This is a genomic window from Mycolicibacterium cosmeticum, assembly GCF_000613185.1.
GTDB lineage: Bacteria > Actinomycetota > Actinomycetes > Mycobacteriales > Mycobacteriaceae > Mycobacterium > Mycobacterium cosmeticum.
Window position 1 is genome coordinate 2,329,605 of record NZ_CCBB010000003.1, and the last position, 16,362, is coordinate 2,345,966.

Genomic DNA, 16,362 nt, shown 5'->3' on the forward strand with positions numbered 1-16,362 from the left:
TGCCCTTTCGGTTGGGGGTCAACAGCTCCAGGCCAGCCGCAGCGCCGCGATGGTGTCGGCCGGTGGACGGGTGCCGTAGGTGGTCAGTTCGTAACGGCGCACCGCGAGCACACCTTCGACGACGGCCGAGGTGAGCAGTTCTGCAGCGGCGGAGGAGGATTCGAAGGTGTCCAGCACGTATGCCTGGTCGGCGGGCAGCGGCTCGGCGACGCCCGCCGGGTTGTCGGTGACCTCTGCCGGTAACGGCAGGCCGCGCTCGATACCGCGCAGCGCACTGCCCAGGAAGCCCAGCGTCGCCAGGTAGGGGTTGGCGCTGGGGTCGATGATCTTCAGTTCGACGTTGGCGCCGTGCGGGTTTCCGGCGGTGGCGGCGACGAAGCGCACCGCGGCCTCGCGGTTCTCCAGCCCCCAGCAGCGCGCTGCGCCGGCCCAGTTGCCCGGCTTGAGCCGGGTCGCCGACAGCACCGAACCGGCGTACACCGCAAGCAGATCAGGCAAGGTGTCCAACACGCCGGCGATCGCGGCGGCGCCGTCGGTGCGCATGCCGTGCGGTCCGTCGCCGCCGGAGAACAAGGGCCCCTGCGCGTCGGCCAGGGACAGGTGCAGGTGTGCGCCGTTGCCCGCTTCACCGAAGAACGGCACGGGGGAGAACGAGATCTTCAGCCCGTGCCGGGCGGCGGTGCGCCCGATGACGATCCGGGCCAGGATGACGGCGTCGGCGGCCGCCACCGGGGTGGCCGGTGCCAGCGACACCTCGAGCTGGTCGTGGCCGTATTCGGTGTGCAGTTGTTCGATGCTCAGGCCGGACCGTTCCGCGGCGACGGCCAGGTCGGCCAGGAACGCCGAGCGGTCCAGTGAGGTCCGGATGCCGTACGGCGACCACGGCTCGGCCGTGGCGTGACCGCCATCCGGAGCCAGCATGGTGCATTCCAGTTCGGCGCCCACCAGGGCGGTCAGCCCGCGTCGGGCCAGCGCCTGTTCGGCGCCGCGCAGCAAGGACCGCGCGCACAGCGGTGCCGCGGCGCCGTCCTGGTCGCCGAGACTGGCCGGGGCCCAGGCGATGCCGTCACCGATGGCATGCAGGTCGGCCGGGTCGATGCGCAGTCGCTGGTCGCCGACCACCCCGATGGTCGGGGTGAAGGCGATCCCGCTGTCCACACAGAAGACGCTCCACGACGGCGACACCCCCATCCCGGACGTCACGAAGGAGTCGAGGCGGCGCAGCGGCACGTACTTGGCGCGGGTGACCCCGGCCAGGTCGGTCAGTGAGCCGGCCACCAGTTCGACGCCCTCGGCACGCAGTTCCGTGCGCAGTTGCTCGCTGATGTCGGGCATGACGACCTCCTCCGGGGTGATTCCAGGGGAACGCTATGTCATAAATGTTTCAGAGTCTTTAAGATGCGTCCATCCGAGAAATATTCGTAAAATTTTCGGTGCGAGCCGAGGAGAGGGGGCCGCGGTGTGCCGACTGCTCGGTGTGGTGTCGACCGAACCGATCACGGTGGAGGGCGCGGTGGGCGCTCACGTCCTGAAGGACTTCGTGGCGCTCACCAAGGTGCACGGCGACGGGTGGGGTGTCGCGGCCGGCGACGGTGACCATCCGCGCGTCCACGTCAGCGCCGACAGCGCGATCGACGATCCCGATTTCGCGGCCATCATGCGCGACTGGCGATCCAACGGCACGCTGGTCCATCTACGGTGGGCCACAAGCGGTCTCGCGGTGCAACCGGAGAACTCGCACCCCTTCCTGGCCGATGGGCTGGCCATGGCGCACAACGGCTCCATCAAACCGACCGACGCACTCGACGCCCTGCTGGAACCCGACCTGGCCGGGACGCTCGGTGGCACCACCGACAGCGAACGCTACTTCGCCGTCATCCGGGCGTATCGACGGCGCGCGCCCGATCTCGCCTCCGCCGTGCGTGCCGCGGTGGCCCGGCTGCGCACGCCCTACCCCGACGCCAGCCTCAACGCCCTCATCCTCGGCGAGGGGCAACTCATCGCGGTGCATGCCAATGCGCACAGCAGGCTGTCGGTCGAGGACGTCGCCGAGATCACCGCCGCAGATCTGCCCACCGAACACCTGGAGGACTATTTCGGGCTGCGCTGGGCCCGCACCGGCAGCGGTGCCCTGGTCATCGGGTCCACCGGGTTCGGTGACCTGGATTGGCAGCCGTTGCCGCCGGAGAGCGTCACCGCGATCTCGTTGCGGGACCTGACGATGACGACGTTGCCGGTCATGGCAGATTGACATCCGTGGCCGACGTGCAGCACCCGGAATCCGTTGCGGAGCGGACCAATGCCGCGCTGTCCACTTTGAGCAAGGCCGAACGGCGCGTCGGGCGCGCGCTGCTGGCCGACTACCCGAGTGCCGGGCTGGCCAGTGCGGCCCGGCTGGCGCAGCGCGCCGAGGTGAGCCCGCCGACCGTGTTGCGGTTCGCGCAGTCCCTCGGTTACGACGGTTTCGCCGACCTGCAGGTGGCGCTGCGGGCCGAGCTGTCGGCCCGCTCCAACGGCCCGATCACCAGGCTGCCCGACGCGCCGCCGGCCGGCAGCGCGCTGGACCGGCTGCTGCAGCAGGGCCGAGCCCAGAACGACCGGGCCGCCGAGACACTGGCCCAACTGCCCGCCGCCGCGCTGGAGGCGGCCGTGGCGCTGCTCGCGGATACCAACCGGACCATCTATCTACACGGCGGACGGTTCTCGCACCTGCTGGCGGTGCATCTGGCCGCGCATCTGGAACAGCTGCGGCCCGGGCTGCGGGTGCTGGCCGACCCCACCGGTGCCGACCTCGGGGCGCTGCTGGAACTGAACCGCTCCGATGTGCTGGTGCTGTTCGATTACCACCGCTACCAGCGCAGCGCCGCCGAGTTGGCCGGCCGGGTGCACCGGGCCGGTGCCACGGTGCTGTTGATCACCGACGACCTGGCGTGTCCGGTCGCCCCGGATGCCGAGGTGGTGCTGGCGGCGTCCAGCACGGTGGGGACGACCTACCAGAGCATGGCGGCCGGTTTCCTGCTGACCGAACTGCTGGTGCCGTTGGTGATGGACGCGATCGGCGAGCCGGCCAGGACCAGGATGGCGCTGTGGGAGGAGCAGCGCCGCGGCGAGTTGCTGTCCTGAGTGGGGAACCGGACAGGGCATTGCATACCCTGGACGAATGGCAGGTGGAACGAAGCGGTTGCCGCGCGCGGTGCGTGAGCAGCAGATGCTCGACGCCGCCGTGCAGATGTTCTCCGTCAACGGCTATCACGAGACGTCGATGGATGCCATTGCCGGGCAGGCCCAGATCTCCAAGCCGATGCTGTATCTGTACTACGGCTCCAAGGAGGAGCTGTTCGGCGCCTGCCTGGACCGGGAACTGAATCGGTTCGTCGAGGTGGTGCGCAGCGAGATCGACTTCACGCTGAGTCCGAAAGACATGCTGCGCAACGCCGTCGGGGCGTTCCTCGGCTATATCGACAAGAACCGGTCCTCCTGGATCGTGCTCTACAGCCAGGCCACCAGTTCACAGGCCTTCGCCCACACCGTGCGTGAGGGCCGCGAGCGCATCATCGAACTGGTCGGCCGGTTGTTGCAGTCCGGCACCCGCAACCCGGAGCCCGACGCCGATTTCAACATGATGGCGGTGGCCCTGGTGGGTGCGGGCGAGGCCATCGCCGACAGGGTCAGCACCGGTGACGCCGACGTGCACGACGCCACCGAGCTGATGATCAACCTGTTCTGGCGCGGCCTGAAGGGTCGCCCATCCGAGAAGGCCTGAGCGAAGGCCTTACTTCCCGGTCAGAGTCCCCGAACCGTCGCGGTCAGGTGCGGATAACCCTTCTTCAGGTGACGCAGCGCCAGCTCCCAGCCGTCGGCATCCCGGTCCACCCACAGCCCCGCCTTGGCCGGCAGCAGCACCGGCTTGCCGAACTTCACGTGATAGGCCACCGCGTCGGGCAGCTGACCCTCGATGTTGCCCAGCACCGCGGCGGCGCTGTACATGCCGTGCGCGATCACCGTGGGGAAGCCGAACAGCTTGGCGCCCAACGAGTTCGTGTGGATCGGGTTGTGGTCGCCGCCGATGGTGGCGTACGAGCGGATCTGCCCGGGGCTGATCGAGAGCACCGCATTCGGCGGTGGCAGCTTGGGCGCCTTGGCCGGTTCGGGTCGCGGTTCGCCGGACAGGCTGGTGCGCTGCTGGTGCAGGAACGTGGTGATCTGGTGCCAGGCCACGTCGTTGCCGATCTTCACCTCGGTGACGATGTCGACGAGCAGACCCTTGCGGTGCTCGCGGAGATTCTCCGCGTGCACCGCCACGTCGAGGGTGTCACTGACCGCGATCGGGCGGTATTGGGTGATCTGGTTCTCGATGTGCACCGAACCCATTGCGGCGAAAGGGAAGTCGAACCCGGTGACCAGTGACATCACCGTCGGGAAGGTCAGCGCGAACGGATACGTCAGCGGCACGGTGTCGCCGAACCGCAGACCCGTCACGTGGGCGTAGGCCGCGACGTTGGCCGCGTCGATGTGCAGATCGGCGACGTGCACCGTTCGGTCCGGCAGGCCGTCACCGCGCGGCACGAACGGCAGCGCACCGGCCACCGCCCGCGCCATGTTCAGCAGGCCGTTGGGCTGATCACCCATTCCGTCACGCCCCCAGCAGGGCCTGGCCGCAGACCCGGATCGTGTTGCCGGTCACCGCATTCGATGCCGGGCTGGCGAAGTAGGCGATGAGTTCGGCCACGTCGACCGGCTGGCCGCCCTGGAACAACGAGTTCAACCGGCGGCCCACCTCGCGGGTGGCCAGCGGGATGGCCTCGGTCATCTTGGTCTCGATGAACCCGGGTGCCACCGCGTTGATGGTGATGCCCTTCTCGGCCAGCGTCGGGGCCAGCGTCTCGGCGATGCCGATCATGCCCGCCTTGGTGGTGGCGTAGTTGGTCTGACCGCGGTTACCGGCGATACCGGCCATCGACGACAGCCCGACCACCCGGCCGCCCTCGCCGAGCGCGCCGGCGGCCACCAGGCCTTCGGTCAGATTCAGCGGGGCCAGCAGATTCACCGCAATTACGGCGTCCCAACGGGATTCGTCCATATTGGCCAGCAGCTTGTCGCGGGTGATGCCGGCGTTGTTCACCAGCACGTCCAGCTTGCCGCCATGGTGTTCCTTGAGGTGGGCGACGATGGCGTCGACCGCGCCGTCGGAGGTGACGTCCAGCGTGAGCGCGGTGCCACCGACCTTGTCGGCGGTCTGGCGCAGCGCCTCTTCGGCCTGTGGCACGTCGACGGCCACCACCGCGGCGCCGTCACGGGCGAACACCTCGGCGATGGTGGCACCGATCCCGCGGGCCGCCCCGGTCACCACGGCGACCTTGCCGGCCAGCGGCTTGTCCCAGTCGGCGGGCGGTACCGAATCGGCCGCGCCGACCCGGTACACCTGGCCGTCCACATAGGCGGACTTGCCGGACAGGATGAAGCGCAGCGTGGACTCCAGCCCCGTCGCGCCCGCCTTGGCGTCGGCGGCCAGGTACACCAGCGAGACCGTCGCGCCGCGGCGCAGCTCCTTGCCCAGTGAGCGGGTGAAGCCCTCCAGCGCCCGCTGCACGATGTGCTCGTGCGCGGTGGCCGCCTCGGAGGGGGTGGTGCCGATGACGACGACGCGGCCGGAGGGGCCGAGGTTGCGCAGCACCGGGGTGAAGAACTCGTAGAGCGCCTTGAGGCCCGCCGGCTCGGTGATGCCGGTGGCGTCGAACACCAGCCCGCCGAACGAGTCGGCCCACCGCCCGCCGATGTTGTTGGACACGACGTCGTAGTCGTCGGCCAGGGCGGCGCGCAGCGGTTCCACCACGCGACCCTCCCCGCCGATCAACAGCGAACCGGCCAGCGGCGGCTGACCCGGCTGGTAACGACGCAGGGTTTCGGGCTGGGGTACGCCCAGTTGCTTGGCCAGGAACGATCCGGGCCCGGAGTTGACCACTTGGGTGAACAAATCGGAAGCCATGAGATCTAACTTACTCCAGAGTAAGAACGCCGGGTAACATTGGGATATGGCTAACACGAATTCTCGCCGCGTCGCGATCCTCGGTGGTAACCGGATCCCCTTCGCCCGCTCGGACGGCGCCTACGCCAACGCCTCGAACCAGGATATGTTCACCGCCGCCCTGGACGGTCTGGTCGATCGTTTCCACCTCTCCGGGGAGCGCATCGGCATGGTCGTCGGTGGTGCGGTGCTCAAGCACAGCCGCGACTTCAACCTGGTGCGCGAATGCGTGCTGGGCAGCGCGTTGTCGCCCTACACGCCCGCCTATGACCTGCAGCAGGCCTGCGGCACCGGACTGCAGTCGGCCATCGCGGTCGCCAACGGCATCGCGTTGGGTCAGTTCGACTCCGGTATCGCCGGCGGGGTGGACACCACCTCCGACGCCCCCATCGCGTTCGGTGACAACCTGCGTCAGGTGCTGCTGAGCCTGCGCCGCAGCAAGTCCAACCTGGACCGGCTCAAGCTGGTCGGCAAGCTGCCCGCGGCCATCGGCGTGGAGATCCCCACCAACGGGGAACCGCGCACCGGGCTGTCGATGGGCGAACACGCCGCGATCACCGCCAAGGAATTCGGCGTCAAACGCGTCGACCAGGACGAGCTCGCCGCCGCCAGCCACCGCAACATGGCCGCCGCCTATGACCGCGGCTTCTTCGACGACCTGGTCACCGGCTTCCTCGGCCTGTACCGCGACAACAACCTGCGCCCCGAGTCCAGCCCCGAGAAACTGGCCAAGCTGAAGCCGGTCTTCGGCGTGCGCAACGGCGACGCCACCATGACCGCGGGCAACTCCACCCCGCTCACCGACGGCGCGTCGGTGGCCCTGCTGGCCACCGAGGAGTGGGCGGCCGAACGCAACCTGCCGGTGCTGGCCTACTTCGTCGACGCCGAGACCGCCGCCGTGGACTACGTCAACGGCCCCGACGGGCTGCTGATGGCGCCCACCTACGCGGTGCCGCGGCTGCTCGCCCGCAACGGCCTGACCCTGCAGGACTTCGACTTCTACGAGATCCACGAGGCCTTCGCCTCGGTGGTGCTGGCCACGCTGGCGGCCTGGGAGTCCGACGAATACTGCAAGGAACGCCTCGGGCTGGACCAGGCGCTGGGCAGCATCGACCGCAGCAAGCTCAACGTCAACGGTTCGTCGCTGGCCGCCGGGCACCCGTTCGCCGCGACCGGTGGGCGCATCGTCGCCCAGCTGGCCAAGCAGCTCGCCGAGAAGAAGAAGCAAACCGGTCAGCCGGTGCGCGGCCTCATCTCGATCTGCGCCGCGGGTGGCCAGGGCGTCACCGCCATCCTGGAGGCCTAGGCGAGAACGCCGGCGAGCTGGCCGCGCGGCACGGACAGCCGATGCGGTCCGGCGTGATCGGCGATCACCTCGTCCTGCCCGAAGAAGAAGATGACGGCGTCGTCGGTGATCGCGAAATTGCGGTACGTGCCGGCGGTCAGCTCGCGCACCGGCGTTCCGGGGCGGTTCCCGAACTCGCGCTCGACCAGCGGGTTCAGCACCGCCTCGGCGCCGGGCGTGAAGTACGTCTCGAACGTGATCGGGGTGTGCGCCTCCAGGTCGTAGTTGAAGGCCGTGTACGTCGTGTCGGGATGGCCCTGGTTGGCCAGGCCGGCGTCGTTGTCGGCCCGCAGCACCAGCGATGCGGTGCGGCTGGAGCGCAGCGACTGCGCGCTGATATCGAGCTGGTAGGGCCGGCCGCGCCCGTCGGCACCGTAGGTCGCGTACCAGTCGGCCATGCCGTCGCGTTCCCGGGTGAGCGCGTCGAAGACGGCGCGCTGATCCGGGTAATCCGTCGGCACCCTGATGTCCACGGTGTAGCCGGACGTGCTGATGTGCACCTCGCATGTTCCCGCGTCGACCGTGCCGCCCAGGTCGGCGCACGGCGACTCCGCATCCGCCGCGGGTGCCGCGAACACCGCCACGACCAATGTCAGTGCGGCGGCGATGCAGGCTCGTGCGCTCATGCCGGAAAGCCTGCGACCAGCGGCTTGGCGCTTTCTTGGGGCGTCCGGTGATCCGGCGGAAATTTTTTTCCGAAGGTGTGTAACACCCGCCGGAGCCGCGTCGATACACCGGATAGCTCCGTGTTGCCGTCTGACCCCCCGACCCGACGGCAACACGGGGCTCTTTTGGTTTTCCCGTCGCTTCGCTCGCCCAGGATTAGTTCTCGGTTCTCCTGACTTCCTTCGACGCCCTGATCGGCCCCGCCGCGGCCGGTGCGAACAGGCTGCCGGCCACGCTTGCCCGCGCGGTCCGCACCGCCACCAGCCCCCACGTGCACAGCAGCCCGACGTAGGCCACCACCGCCGCGACCCGGAACGCCGGCAGCCCGGTGTGAGCGGCCAGTTGGGTGGTGCCCGTGACGAAGGTGCCGACCGGGAACGTCAGGCTCCACCAGGTCAGCGCGAACGGCATCCCGCGGCGCAACGTCCGGACCGTCAGCGCGGTGGCCAGCGCGATCCACAACACGGCGAAACCCCACACCGGGACGCCGAACAGGACCGCGAACACCCGCATCCCGGCCGCCACGTCGGGGGGAGCGGCCAGCGCGGCGTTGGCGCCGAGCAGCCCGGCCGCGGTGATGCCCTGCCCCAGCGGCCCCAGCACGATCCACAGCGTCGGCACCCGCGCCGTCCCGGACGTCCCGTAATGGGCCAGCCGGCTCCAGATCATGCTGATGATGATCAGCGCGGCGATCAGCGACAGACCGAACATCGCGTAACAGCCGTAGAGCATGGTGGTGCGCCCGGTGCCCGGCGCCATGTGCGGGATCAACAGGGCGCCGCCGGCGGCCGACACCATCGGCGGCACCACCGGCATGAGCCAGCCGCCGAACGCCGCGTCGGGCCCGACGTCGATCCGGGTGAACATGACGAACGGAATCGTCATCGCGGTGAACAACCCGCCGATCGTGCCCGCGGTCCACAGCAGCCAGTCGATGTCCACGGCCAGCCGCTCGCCGATCAAGTCCCGGCCGACCAGGGTCGCGCCGGCCCCGACGGTCAGCAGGGCCATCGGCGCGGCACCGTAGAAGTGCGTCATCTGCGGGTTGCGCACGTGACTGCGCGCCACGGTCGGATGGCGCACCCACTGCGCTGTCACCGCCACCGCCAGCACGACCAGCAGCACCGCGGCCGCCACCCACACCGCTTCGGAGAACCCACGCAAGCCGGGCACGTGAATCGGTAATGTCGCGCCCGCGGTAGCAACGATGCCCGTCCCCATCACCGATGCGAACCAGTTCGGCCCGAAGTTCCCCAGCCGCGACTGCTCAGAGGTCATGGTGCGACATTCAACAGGAGCGTGTCATGCAGATCAGCCTCATCGGATCGTTGAGCGGTGGCGGTTCGCCGGTCGACGCCACCGTGGACTTCCTGGCCCAGGCCCGCGACGAGGGTTTCCGGCGCGTCTGGATGACCCAGATGCCTTATGAGCCAGACCTTCTCACCGTGCTGGCGGTCGCACTGCGGGAGGTGGACGGCATCGAGGTGGGTACCGGTGTGGTTCCCATCCAGAACCTGCATCCGATGCTGATGGCCCAACGTGCGCTGACCGTGAACCTGATCGCCGGTGGACGGTTCATCCTCGGGCTGGGCATGACGCACGCCGCCGTCACCGAGGGCATGTGGGGCATCCCGTGGGACAAGCCGGTGCGCCGTCTCAACGAGTACCTCGACGGGTTGCTGCCGCTGCTGGCCGGTGAGCCGGCGGACGCGACGGGCGAGACCGTCACCACCCGCGGCGCGGTGCAGATCCCGGGCGCGCCACGCCCCGACGTCTATATCGCCGCGCTGGGACCGCAGTTGCTCAAGATCGCCGGCCGGCGCACCGCCGGCACCGTGACGTGGATGACCGGACCGAAGACCCTCGGCGGTCACGTCGGGCCCGCGTTGCGGGCCGCGGCGGGCGACCGGCCGGTGCGGGTGGTCGCCGCGCTGCCGGTGGCCGTCACCGACGACGTCGACGGAGCCCGGGCGCAGGCCGCCGAGCAGTTCGCGATGTACGGCCACCTGCCGTCGTACCGGGCGATGCTGGAACGCGAGGGGTACGCCGGTCCGGCCGACGCCGCCCTGATCGGCGACGAGGCGACGGTCACCGCCCGCGTCGAGGAGCTGCGCGCCGCCGGCGTCGACGAGTACGTCGGCGTGCCCTTCGATGCATCGCCCGAGGTCAGGGCCCGTACCAGGGCCCTGCTGCGGACGCTGGATTCGGACTGAAAAAGCTCTGGTGTGATCTTGATCACAGGTGTACTGTCGACCGCACGACGGGTTCGGGAAGTGACAGATCCAAAGAGCCGGAACAGAGGAGAAGATCCGGCCGCGTGCCATACCGCAAGGTAAAGAAGACGCCCCTCAAGTGTCCTTCCCGAACCCGCCCATTTTTGTGCTCATGGTGAACACGCCCGCACGCCGCCGCGATAACGGCGAGGATGCTGACATGGGCGAGGTCATTCGTATCCATCCCGGTATCCACCCTCACCGGCGCGCACCGGAGCCGCTGGAACCACTGTGGCGCGAGGCGCTGGGCCGTCGTCTGCGGGCCACCCGCCAGCGCCAAGAGCAGCGCCTGGTCGACGTGGCCGAGCGGGCCGGCGTGTCACCTCAGTACCTCTCCGAGATCGAGCGGGGCCGCAAGGAGCCGTCCAGCGAGATGATCGCCGCGGTGTGCGGGGCGCTGGGCACCGATCTGGTGCGCCTGCTCGGCGGCATCTCGGCCGACCTCAGCCGTCCCGCAGGGCGTCCGGCGTCCGGCCCGATGTTGTTGGCGGCCTAGCCGTTCCGCTGGTCGAGCACCCGGTCGGCCAGACCGTAGGCCACCGCCGCCTCGGCGTCGAAGACGCGATCCCGGTCGGTGTCGTGCCGCAGTTGCTCGGTGCTGCGCCCGGTGTGCCGGGCCAGGATGTTCTCCAGTTGATTGCGCACCCGCGCCACCTCGTCGGCCTGCAGGATCAGGTCGGGGATGGTGCCGCGGCCCTGTGCGGCGGGCTGGTGCAGCACCACCCTGGTGTGCGGCAGCACCGATCGCCTGCCCGGTGCGCCGGCGGCCAGCAGCACCGCGCCCGCCGCGACGGCCTGACCGATGCACGTCGTCGCGACCGGTGCCTTGATGAAGCGCATGGTGTCGTACACCGCCAGCATGGCCGACAGGTCCCCACCCTCGGAGTTGATGTACAGCGCGATCTCCTGCTCGGGGTTGTCGGCCTCCAGATGCAGCAGCTGCGCGATGAGCGCGTTGGCGACACCCGGATCGATCGCGGTGCCCAGGTAGACGATGCGCTCGCTGAGCAGGTGCGAGTACACGTCCATGATGCGCTCGCCACCGGTGGTGCGGGTGATGACGTTGGGGATGGTGTAGGTGCTCATATCTGTCGATTCCCTCGGCAAGCCTCGCTCATGCGTGAATTCCCAACTGTTGCTTGCGATTCGGCGTGATCTGCGCGAAGTCCTCGACGACGTGGTCGATGAATCCGTACTCACGCGCCTGCTCGGCGGTGAACCAGCGGTCGTGCAGCGAGTCGGTGAAGATGCGCTCGAGGTCTTGGCCGGTGTCGGCGGCGATCAGGCCGAGCACGGTGTCGCGGGTGTGCCGCAGATCGTCGGCCTGCACCTCCACCTCGACGGCCGAGCCGGCGATGCCCGCCGAGCCCTGGTGCATCAGGATGCGGGCGTGCGGCAGTGCGAAGCGCTTCCCGGGCGTGCCCGACGACAGTAGGAATTGCCCTGCGCTGCAGGCCAACCCGAGGGCCAGCGTGCCGACCTCGGCGGGCACCAGCCGGATCACGTCCCTGATGGCCAGCATGGCGGGCACCGAACCGCCGGGGGAGTGGATCCACAACCAGATGTCGTCGCTGGAATCGGCGGCCAGGGTGAGGAACTGGGTGACCAGGACGGTGCCGTTGTCGTCGTCGAGTGCCCCGTCGAGCACCACGACGCGCTTGCGGAACAGGTCTTCGCGTAATTGCCGGCTGAACAAGGGTGGTTTCTCGGACATGCCTCGACCTTGCCGCCTGACGCGCCTGTCGCCCAGCCCACGCTGCTCTGAGCAGAACCCGTTGACTTGTCGCTGAGGGCGTTGGCTTCTCGCACTTTTCCGCCACCAGCGCCAAGTGAACTCATCCCCAGTGCCGGATTCATCCAACACCGGACGGCCGGGGGCGCTGCCCGGTGCACCCGACCGTCACAGCAGCGCGCCAAGGTACGGCCATGGATACCGAAACCGGGCCCTTCATCGGTAGTGAAGCCTTGGCCTCCGGTGCACTCACCCGATACGAACTGCGCAGGCATTACCGGGCGATCCTGCCGAACGTCTACGTCGGCAAGGGCATCCAATTGTCGTTACGACAGCGCACCGCCGCGGCCTGGCTGTGGTCGGGACGCCAGGCGGTGGTCGCGGGGCTTGCGGCGTCGGCGTTGCACCACGCGAGATGGGTGGACGACGGCGTTCCGGTTGAGCTCGTCCACGTCAACGCCAAAGCACCGAAAGGCGTCGTCACCCGAAACGAACTGGTCTATCCCGACGAGGTGACGACGATCGACGGATTGCCGGTCACCACGGCGGCACGCACGGCCTTCGATCTCGGGCGGCGTGGCGGCGTCGACGAAGCGGTTGCCCGACTGGACGCCCTGGCGCGTGCGACGCATGTCGGCGCAGACGACGTCGCAGCGGTCGCGGCGCAACACCGACACGCCCGTGGCCTTCGCCAGCTGGATGACGCACTCGCACTGTTCGACCGGGGTGCGGAGTCGCCGAAAGAAACCTGGTTGCGACTGATGCTCATCCGGGACGGTTTCCCGCGGCCGCAGACGCAGATTGCGGTGCCGGGTATCGACGGATTTCCGCTGTACTACCTCGACATGGGGTGGGAGCACCTCAAACTGGCCGTCGAGTACGACGGCGCGCAGCATGCCGGCACGTTGGGCTACGACATCCAGCGGCACGACTACATCGCGAGCGTGGGGTGGACGGTGGTCCGGGTCGCCGCCGGGCACCGCCGACCGGGCGTCGTGGCTCGGGTGAATCGGGAATGGCGCCGCCTGTCTGCGTTGACTTGTCGCTGAGGGCGCACCCTTCTCGCACTTTTGCGCCCTCAGCGGCAACTCAACACGAACGACAAGAGCCCCAGGCCGAAGACCTGGGGCTCTTGTCGCAGAAGGGGTCAGAAGGAGGCTTCGTCCAGCTCCATGACCTCGTTGTCGATACCGTCGATGACGACGCGGGTGCTGGTCAGCAGCGGCAGGAAGTTCTTCGCGAAGAACGACGCGGCCGCAACCTTGCCGTCGAGGAACTTCTTGTCCTCACCGGACGCACCGGCATCCAGCTGCTCGATCGCGACGGCGGCCTCACGCTGCAGCAGCCAGCCGACCATCAGGTCGCCGACGGCGAGCAGGAACCGCACCGAGCCCAGGCCCACCTTGTAGATGCTGGCGGTGTCCTCCTGCGCGGCCATCAGGTAGCCGGTCAGGGTGGCGGCCATGCCCTGCACGTCCTCCAGGGCGGTGGCCAGCAGCGCACGCTCGGTCTTCAGGCGGCCGTTGCCCGACTCGTTCTTGATGAACGTGTCGATCTCGCCGGCCACGTAGGACAGCGCCTGGCCCTTGTCGCGGATGATCTTGCGGAAGAAGAAGTCCTGCGCCTGGATGGCGGTGGTGCCTTCGTACAGCGAGTCGATCTTGGCGTCGCGGATGTACTGCTCGATCGGGTAGTCCTGCAGGAAGCCGGACCCACCGAAGGTCTGCAGCGACTCGGTGAGCTTGGCGTAGGCCTGCTCGGAGCCGTAGCCCTTCACGATCGGCAGTAGCAGGTCGTTGACCCGCAGCGCCAGGTTCTCGTCCACCCCGTGCAGGGCCTGCGCCACCTCGGCGTCCTGGAACGTCGCGGTGTACATGTACAGCGCGCGCATGCCCTCCGCGTAGGCCTTCTGGGTCATCAGCGAACGACGCACGTCCGGGTGGTGCGTGATGGTCACGCGCGGAGCGGTCTTGTCGGTCATCTGGGTCAGGTCGGCACCCTGCACGCGCTCCTTGGCGTACTCCAGGGCGTTCAGGTAACCGGTGGACAGGGTGGCGATGGCCTTGGTGCCGACCATCATGCGGGCCTGCTCGATGACGTCGAACATCTGCGCGATGCCGTTGTGCACCTCGCCGACCAGCCAGCCGACGGCGGGCTTGTCGTGCTGGCCGAAGGTCAGCTCACAGGTGGCCGAGACCTTCAGGCCCATCTTGTGCTCGACGTTGGTGACGTAGACGCCGTTGCGCTCGCCCAGCTCACCGGTCTCGAAGTCGAAGAGGAACTTGGGCACGAAGAACAGCGACAGACCCTTGGTGCCCGGGCCGGCGCCCTCGGGGCGGGCCAGCACCAGGTGGAAGATGTTCTCGAACATGTCATCGGCCTCGGCGGAGGTGATGAAGCGCTTCACGCCGTCGATGTGCCAGGAGCCGTCCTCCTGCTTGATCGCCTTGGTGCGGCCGGCGCCGACGTCGGAGCCCGCGTCGGGCTCGGTCAGCACCATGGTGGCGCCCCACTCGCGCTCGGCGGCGATGACGGCCCACTTCTTCTGCTCGTCGGTGGCGTTGTGCGCGAAGATCTGCGCGAACGCCGCACCGCCGGCGTACATCCAGACGGCGGGGTTGGCGCCGAGGATGTGCTCGTTGAGCGTCCACAGCAGCGCCTTGGGGGCGGGCACGCCGCCGAGTTCCTCGTCGAGGCTGACCTTGTTCCAGCCGCCCTCGATGGTGACCTTGACCGACTTCTTGAACGACTCGGGCAGCTTGACGGTGTGCGTCTTGGGATCGAACACCGGCGGGTTGCGGTCGCCGTCGGCGAACGAATCGGCGACCGGGCCCTCGGCCAGCCGCGCCATCTCGGAGATCATCTCCTTGGCGGTATCGGCATCCAGGTCGCTGAACGAGCCGGCGCCGAGCGCCTTGTCGAGACCAAGTACGTCGAACAGGGTAAAGACCTGGTCACGGACGTTGCTCTTGTAGTGCCCCACGGTTTCTCCTCAATGAGATGGAACTGTCGGTTGGGTACTTGGACTCACGCCACGCTAAGTTACCCACCAGTAACTGATATGAACTATACCGTCCGGTAACCCCAACTCAAAGGGGTGTTGAGCAAATTTGCGCCAGCGAACCAACCCGCTGGTTGATCGGGCCGCTTGCGACGCCTGTTTTTGCCGTCTGACGTGCCAAAACAGGCGATCTGTGATGCTCGCCACGGAAACGCCCATCAAACCTCTAATGTGAGGCGAATGAGACGCGTGGTGGTATGGGGAACCGGAAACATGGGCTCGACGACGATCCGTTCGGCACTCGCCTTTCCCGGGCTGCAGCTGGCCGGGGTGATCACCTCCTCCGCCGAGAAGGCGGGCCGGGACGCGGCGGTGTTCGCCGGGCTGCCGGGCCTGACCGGCATCGCCGCCACCACCGATGTCGACGCGGCGCTGGGCGCGGCCGACGCGGTGGCCTATATGGCCTCCGGTGACATCCGGCCCGAGGAGGCCATCGCGGATATCGAGCGCGCGCTGAAGTCCGGCGCACATGTGGTGACGCCGTCGCTGTATTCGCTCTACGACCCGCGCTCGGCGCCGCCGGAGTGGGTCGAGCGGCTCACCGCCGCCGCCCAAGCCGGGCAGGCGTCGTTGTTGGTCAGCGGTGTCGACCCGGGCTGGGGTAACGACGCGCTCGCCGTGACGGCCGCCAGCCTGTGCACCCGCATCAAGACCATCACCTGTCAGGAGATCTTCGACTACTCCACCTACAACCAGCCGTTCGCCGTCAAGGTGTCCTGTGGTTTCGGCGGCGCCATGGACGAGACCCCGATGATGCTGCTCCCGACGATCCCCACGATGGTGTGGGGCGGCAACGTCCGGATGATCGGCCGCGGGCTGGGCATCGAGATCGACGAGATCACCGAAGAGGTCGAGCGGCTGCCCCTGGACGAGACCGTCGACACCGTGCTCGGCCCGTTCGAGAAGGGCACCCAGGGCGCGTTCTACCTCAAGGTGATCGGCTGGTCGGCCGGCGAGCGGCGGGTGGTCATCGAGCACATCACCCGCATCCACCCGTCGTGTGCCCCGCACTGGCCGCAACCCGACCAAGGGGTGGGCGATCACCGCGTCATCGTCGACGGCGACCCGCAGCTGACCATCACCACCCGCGCCGACGTCCCGGGCGGCACCCGCGCCGACGGCGGCAACACCACCGCCGCCAACCGGCTGCTGGGTGCCGTCGAATGGCTGGCCACCCAGCCCGCCGGTATCTACGACGGGCTGGATGTGCCGCTGCGCTCGGCGCTGCCTGCCGACGTGGAGGCGACGCGCTGGGCCTGA

Annotated in this window: 16 protein-coding genes; 8 read left to right on the top strand and 8 right to left on the bottom strand. The window is 68.6% G+C overall.

Annotation, left to right across the window (positions count from 1 at the left end; translation table 11 throughout):
* Positions 1–18 precede the first annotated feature (18 nt).
* The gene (locus BN977_RS30505) at positions 19–1,335 is read right to left on the bottom strand and encodes a type I glutamate--ammonia ligase (protein WP_036403830.1); all 1,317 of its coding nucleotides are present in this window, start codon (positions 1,333–1,335) and stop codon (positions 19–21) included.
* A gap of 124 nt (positions 1,336–1,459) precedes the next feature.
* Between BN977_RS30505 and BN977_RS30510 the strand changes: the two genes are divergently transcribed.
* The 3 genes from BN977_RS30510 to BN977_RS30520 are packed head-to-tail and all read left to right on the top strand — an operon-like array spanning position 1,460 to position 3,763.
* Positions 1,460–2,251, top strand: a complete 792-nt coding sequence (locus BN977_RS30510; protein ID WP_036403832.1) for a class II glutamine amidotransferase — start codon at positions 1,460–1,462, stop codon at positions 2,249–2,251.
* Between the two features lie 5 nt (positions 2,252–2,256).
* Positions 2,257–3,123, top strand: a complete 867-nt coding sequence (locus BN977_RS30515; RefSeq protein WP_234709694.1) for a MurR/RpiR family transcriptional regulator — start codon at positions 2,257–2,259, stop codon at positions 3,121–3,123.
* A gap of 37 nt (positions 3,124–3,160) precedes the next feature.
* On the top strand, positions 3,161–3,763 hold the full coding sequence (locus tag BN977_RS30520; protein ID WP_036403834.1) for a TetR/AcrR family transcriptional regulator: 603 nt from the start codon (positions 3,161–3,163) through the stop codon (positions 3,761–3,763).
* Between the two features lie 20 nt (positions 3,764–3,783).
* Here BN977_RS30520 and BN977_RS30525 read toward each other — a convergent pair whose 3' ends face one another.
* Positions 3,784–4,629, bottom strand: a complete 846-nt coding sequence (locus BN977_RS30525) for a MaoC/PaaZ C-terminal domain-containing protein (RefSeq protein WP_024450294.1) — start codon at positions 4,627–4,629, stop codon at positions 3,784–3,786.
* Between the two features lie 4 nt (positions 4,630–4,633).
* On the bottom strand, positions 4,634–5,986 hold the full coding sequence (locus BN977_RS30530) for a 3-oxoacyl-ACP reductase (protein ID WP_024450293.1): 1,353 nt from the start codon (positions 5,984–5,986) through the stop codon (positions 4,634–4,636).
* Positions 5,987–6,032: 46 nt separating this feature from the next.
* Here BN977_RS30530 and BN977_RS30535 point away from each other — a divergent pair, with 46 nt between their 5' ends.
* Positions 6,033–7,331, top strand: coding sequence for an acetyl-CoA C-acetyltransferase (locus tag BN977_RS30535; RefSeq protein WP_024450292.1), 1,299 nt, complete (start codon positions 6,033–6,035; stop codon positions 7,329–7,331).
* Here BN977_RS30535 and BN977_RS30540 read toward each other — a convergent pair.
* Both BN977_RS30540 and BN977_RS30545 read right to left on the bottom strand, forming a co-directional pair.
* Positions 7,328–7,996, bottom strand: coding sequence for an RsiV family protein (locus BN977_RS30540; protein WP_036403836.1), 669 nt, complete (start codon positions 7,994–7,996; stop codon positions 7,328–7,330). The genes BN977_RS30535 and BN977_RS30540 overlap by 4 nt on opposite strands.
* Positions 7,997–8,192: 196 nt before the next feature.
* Positions 8,193–9,314, bottom strand: coding sequence for a TDT family transporter (locus BN977_RS30545; RefSeq protein ID WP_036403838.1), 1,122 nt, complete (start codon positions 9,312–9,314; stop codon positions 8,193–8,195).
* Between the two features lie 26 nt (positions 9,315–9,340).
* On the opposite strand from BN977_RS30545, the gene BN977_RS30550 reads away from it, so the two are divergent.
* Together BN977_RS30550 and BN977_RS30555 are read left to right on the top strand one after the other, a co-directional pair.
* Positions 9,341–10,249, top strand: a complete 909-nt coding sequence (locus BN977_RS30550) for a TIGR03564 family F420-dependent LLM class oxidoreductase (RefSeq protein WP_036403839.1) — start codon at positions 9,341–9,343, stop codon at positions 10,247–10,249.
* A 220-nt stretch (positions 10,250–10,469) separates the two neighbouring features.
* Positions 10,470–10,805, top strand: coding sequence for a helix-turn-helix domain-containing protein (locus BN977_RS30555; protein WP_036404976.1), 336 nt, complete (start codon positions 10,470–10,472; stop codon positions 10,803–10,805).
* Here BN977_RS30555 and BN977_RS30560 read toward each other — a convergent pair.
* Both BN977_RS30560 and BN977_RS30565 read right to left on the bottom strand, forming a co-directional pair.
* A complete protein-coding gene (locus BN977_RS30560) occupies positions 10,802–11,395 on the bottom strand; it encodes a ClpP family protease (protein WP_024450287.1) in 594 nt (197 codons plus the stop codon). The two genes, BN977_RS30555 and BN977_RS30560, sit on opposite strands and share 4 nt — an antisense overlap.
* A gap of 28 nt (positions 11,396–11,423) precedes the next feature.
* Entirely contained in the window at positions 11,424–12,023 is a 600-nt protein-coding gene (locus BN977_RS30565) for a ClpP family protease (RefSeq protein ID WP_024450286.1), read from the bottom strand.
* Between the two features lie 212 nt (positions 12,024–12,235).
* On the opposite strand from BN977_RS30565, the gene BN977_RS30570 reads away from it, so the two are divergent.
* Positions 12,236–13,090 (top strand): endonuclease domain-containing protein, encoded by an 855-nt coding sequence (locus BN977_RS30570; RefSeq protein WP_036403841.1) that lies wholly within the window; start codon positions 12,236–12,238, stop codon positions 13,088–13,090.
* 98 nt (positions 13,091–13,188) lie between these two features.
* Here BN977_RS30570 and BN977_RS30575 read toward each other — a convergent pair whose 3' ends face one another.
* A complete protein-coding gene (locus BN977_RS30575; RefSeq protein WP_024450284.1) occupies positions 13,189–15,024 on the bottom strand; it encodes an acyl-CoA dehydrogenase in 1,836 nt (611 codons plus the stop codon).
* A 258-nt stretch (positions 15,025–15,282) separates the two neighbouring features.
* Here BN977_RS30575 and BN977_RS30580 point away from each other — a divergent pair, with 258 nt between their 5' ends.
* Complete coding sequence (locus BN977_RS30580; protein ID WP_036403843.1) at positions 15,283–16,362, top strand: NAD(P)H-dependent amine dehydrogenase family protein; 1,080 nt, start codon at positions 15,283–15,285, stop codon at positions 16,360–16,362.

Excerpts from the sequence above, each read along its gene's own strand:
- BN977_RS30555 (WP_036404976.1), top strand. The coding sequence starts at position 10,470 with ATGGGCGAGGTCATTCGTATCCATCCCGGTATCCACCCTCACCGGCGC.
- BN977_RS30520 (WP_036403834.1), top strand. The coding sequence starts at position 3,161 with ATGGCAGGTGGAACGAAGCGGTTGCCGCGCGCGGTGCGTGAGCAGCAG.
- BN977_RS30530 (WP_024450293.1), bottom strand. The coding sequence starts at position 5,986 with ATGGCTTCCGATTTGTTCACCCAAGTGGTCAACTCCGGGCCCGGATCG.
- BN977_RS30525 (WP_024450294.1), bottom strand. The coding sequence starts at position 4,629 with ATGGGTGATCAGCCCAACGGCCTGCTGAACATGGCGCGGGCGGTGGCC.
- BN977_RS30560 (WP_024450287.1), bottom strand. The coding sequence starts at position 11,395 with ATGAGCACCTACACCATCCCCAACGTCATCACCCGCACCACCGGTGGC.
- BN977_RS30580 (WP_036403843.1), top strand. The coding sequence starts at position 15,283 with ATGAGACGCGTGGTGGTATGGGGAACCGGAAACATGGGCTCGACGACG.
- BN977_RS30570 (WP_036403841.1), top strand. The coding sequence starts at position 12,236 with ATGGATACCGAAACCGGGCCCTTCATCGGTAGTGAAGCCTTGGCCTCC.
- BN977_RS30540 (WP_036403836.1), bottom strand. The coding sequence starts at position 7,996 with ATGAGCGCACGAGCCTGCATCGCCGCCGCACTGACATTGGTCGTGGCG.
- BN977_RS30535 (WP_024450292.1), top strand. The coding sequence starts at position 6,033 with ATGGCTAACACGAATTCTCGCCGCGTCGCGATCCTCGGTGGTAACCGG.
- BN977_RS30505 (WP_036403830.1), bottom strand. The coding sequence starts at position 1,335 with ATGCCCGACATCAGCGAGCAACTGCGCACGGAACTGCGTGCCGAGGGC.
- BN977_RS30565 (WP_024450286.1), bottom strand. The coding sequence starts at position 12,023 with ATGTCCGAGAAACCACCCTTGTTCAGCCGGCAATTACGCGAAGACCTG.
- BN977_RS30545 (WP_036403838.1), bottom strand. The coding sequence starts at position 9,314 with ATGACCTCTGAGCAGTCGCGGCTGGGGAACTTCGGGCCGAACTGGTTC.
- BN977_RS30550 (WP_036403839.1), top strand. The coding sequence starts at position 9,341 with ATGCAGATCAGCCTCATCGGATCGTTGAGCGGTGGCGGTTCGCCGGTC.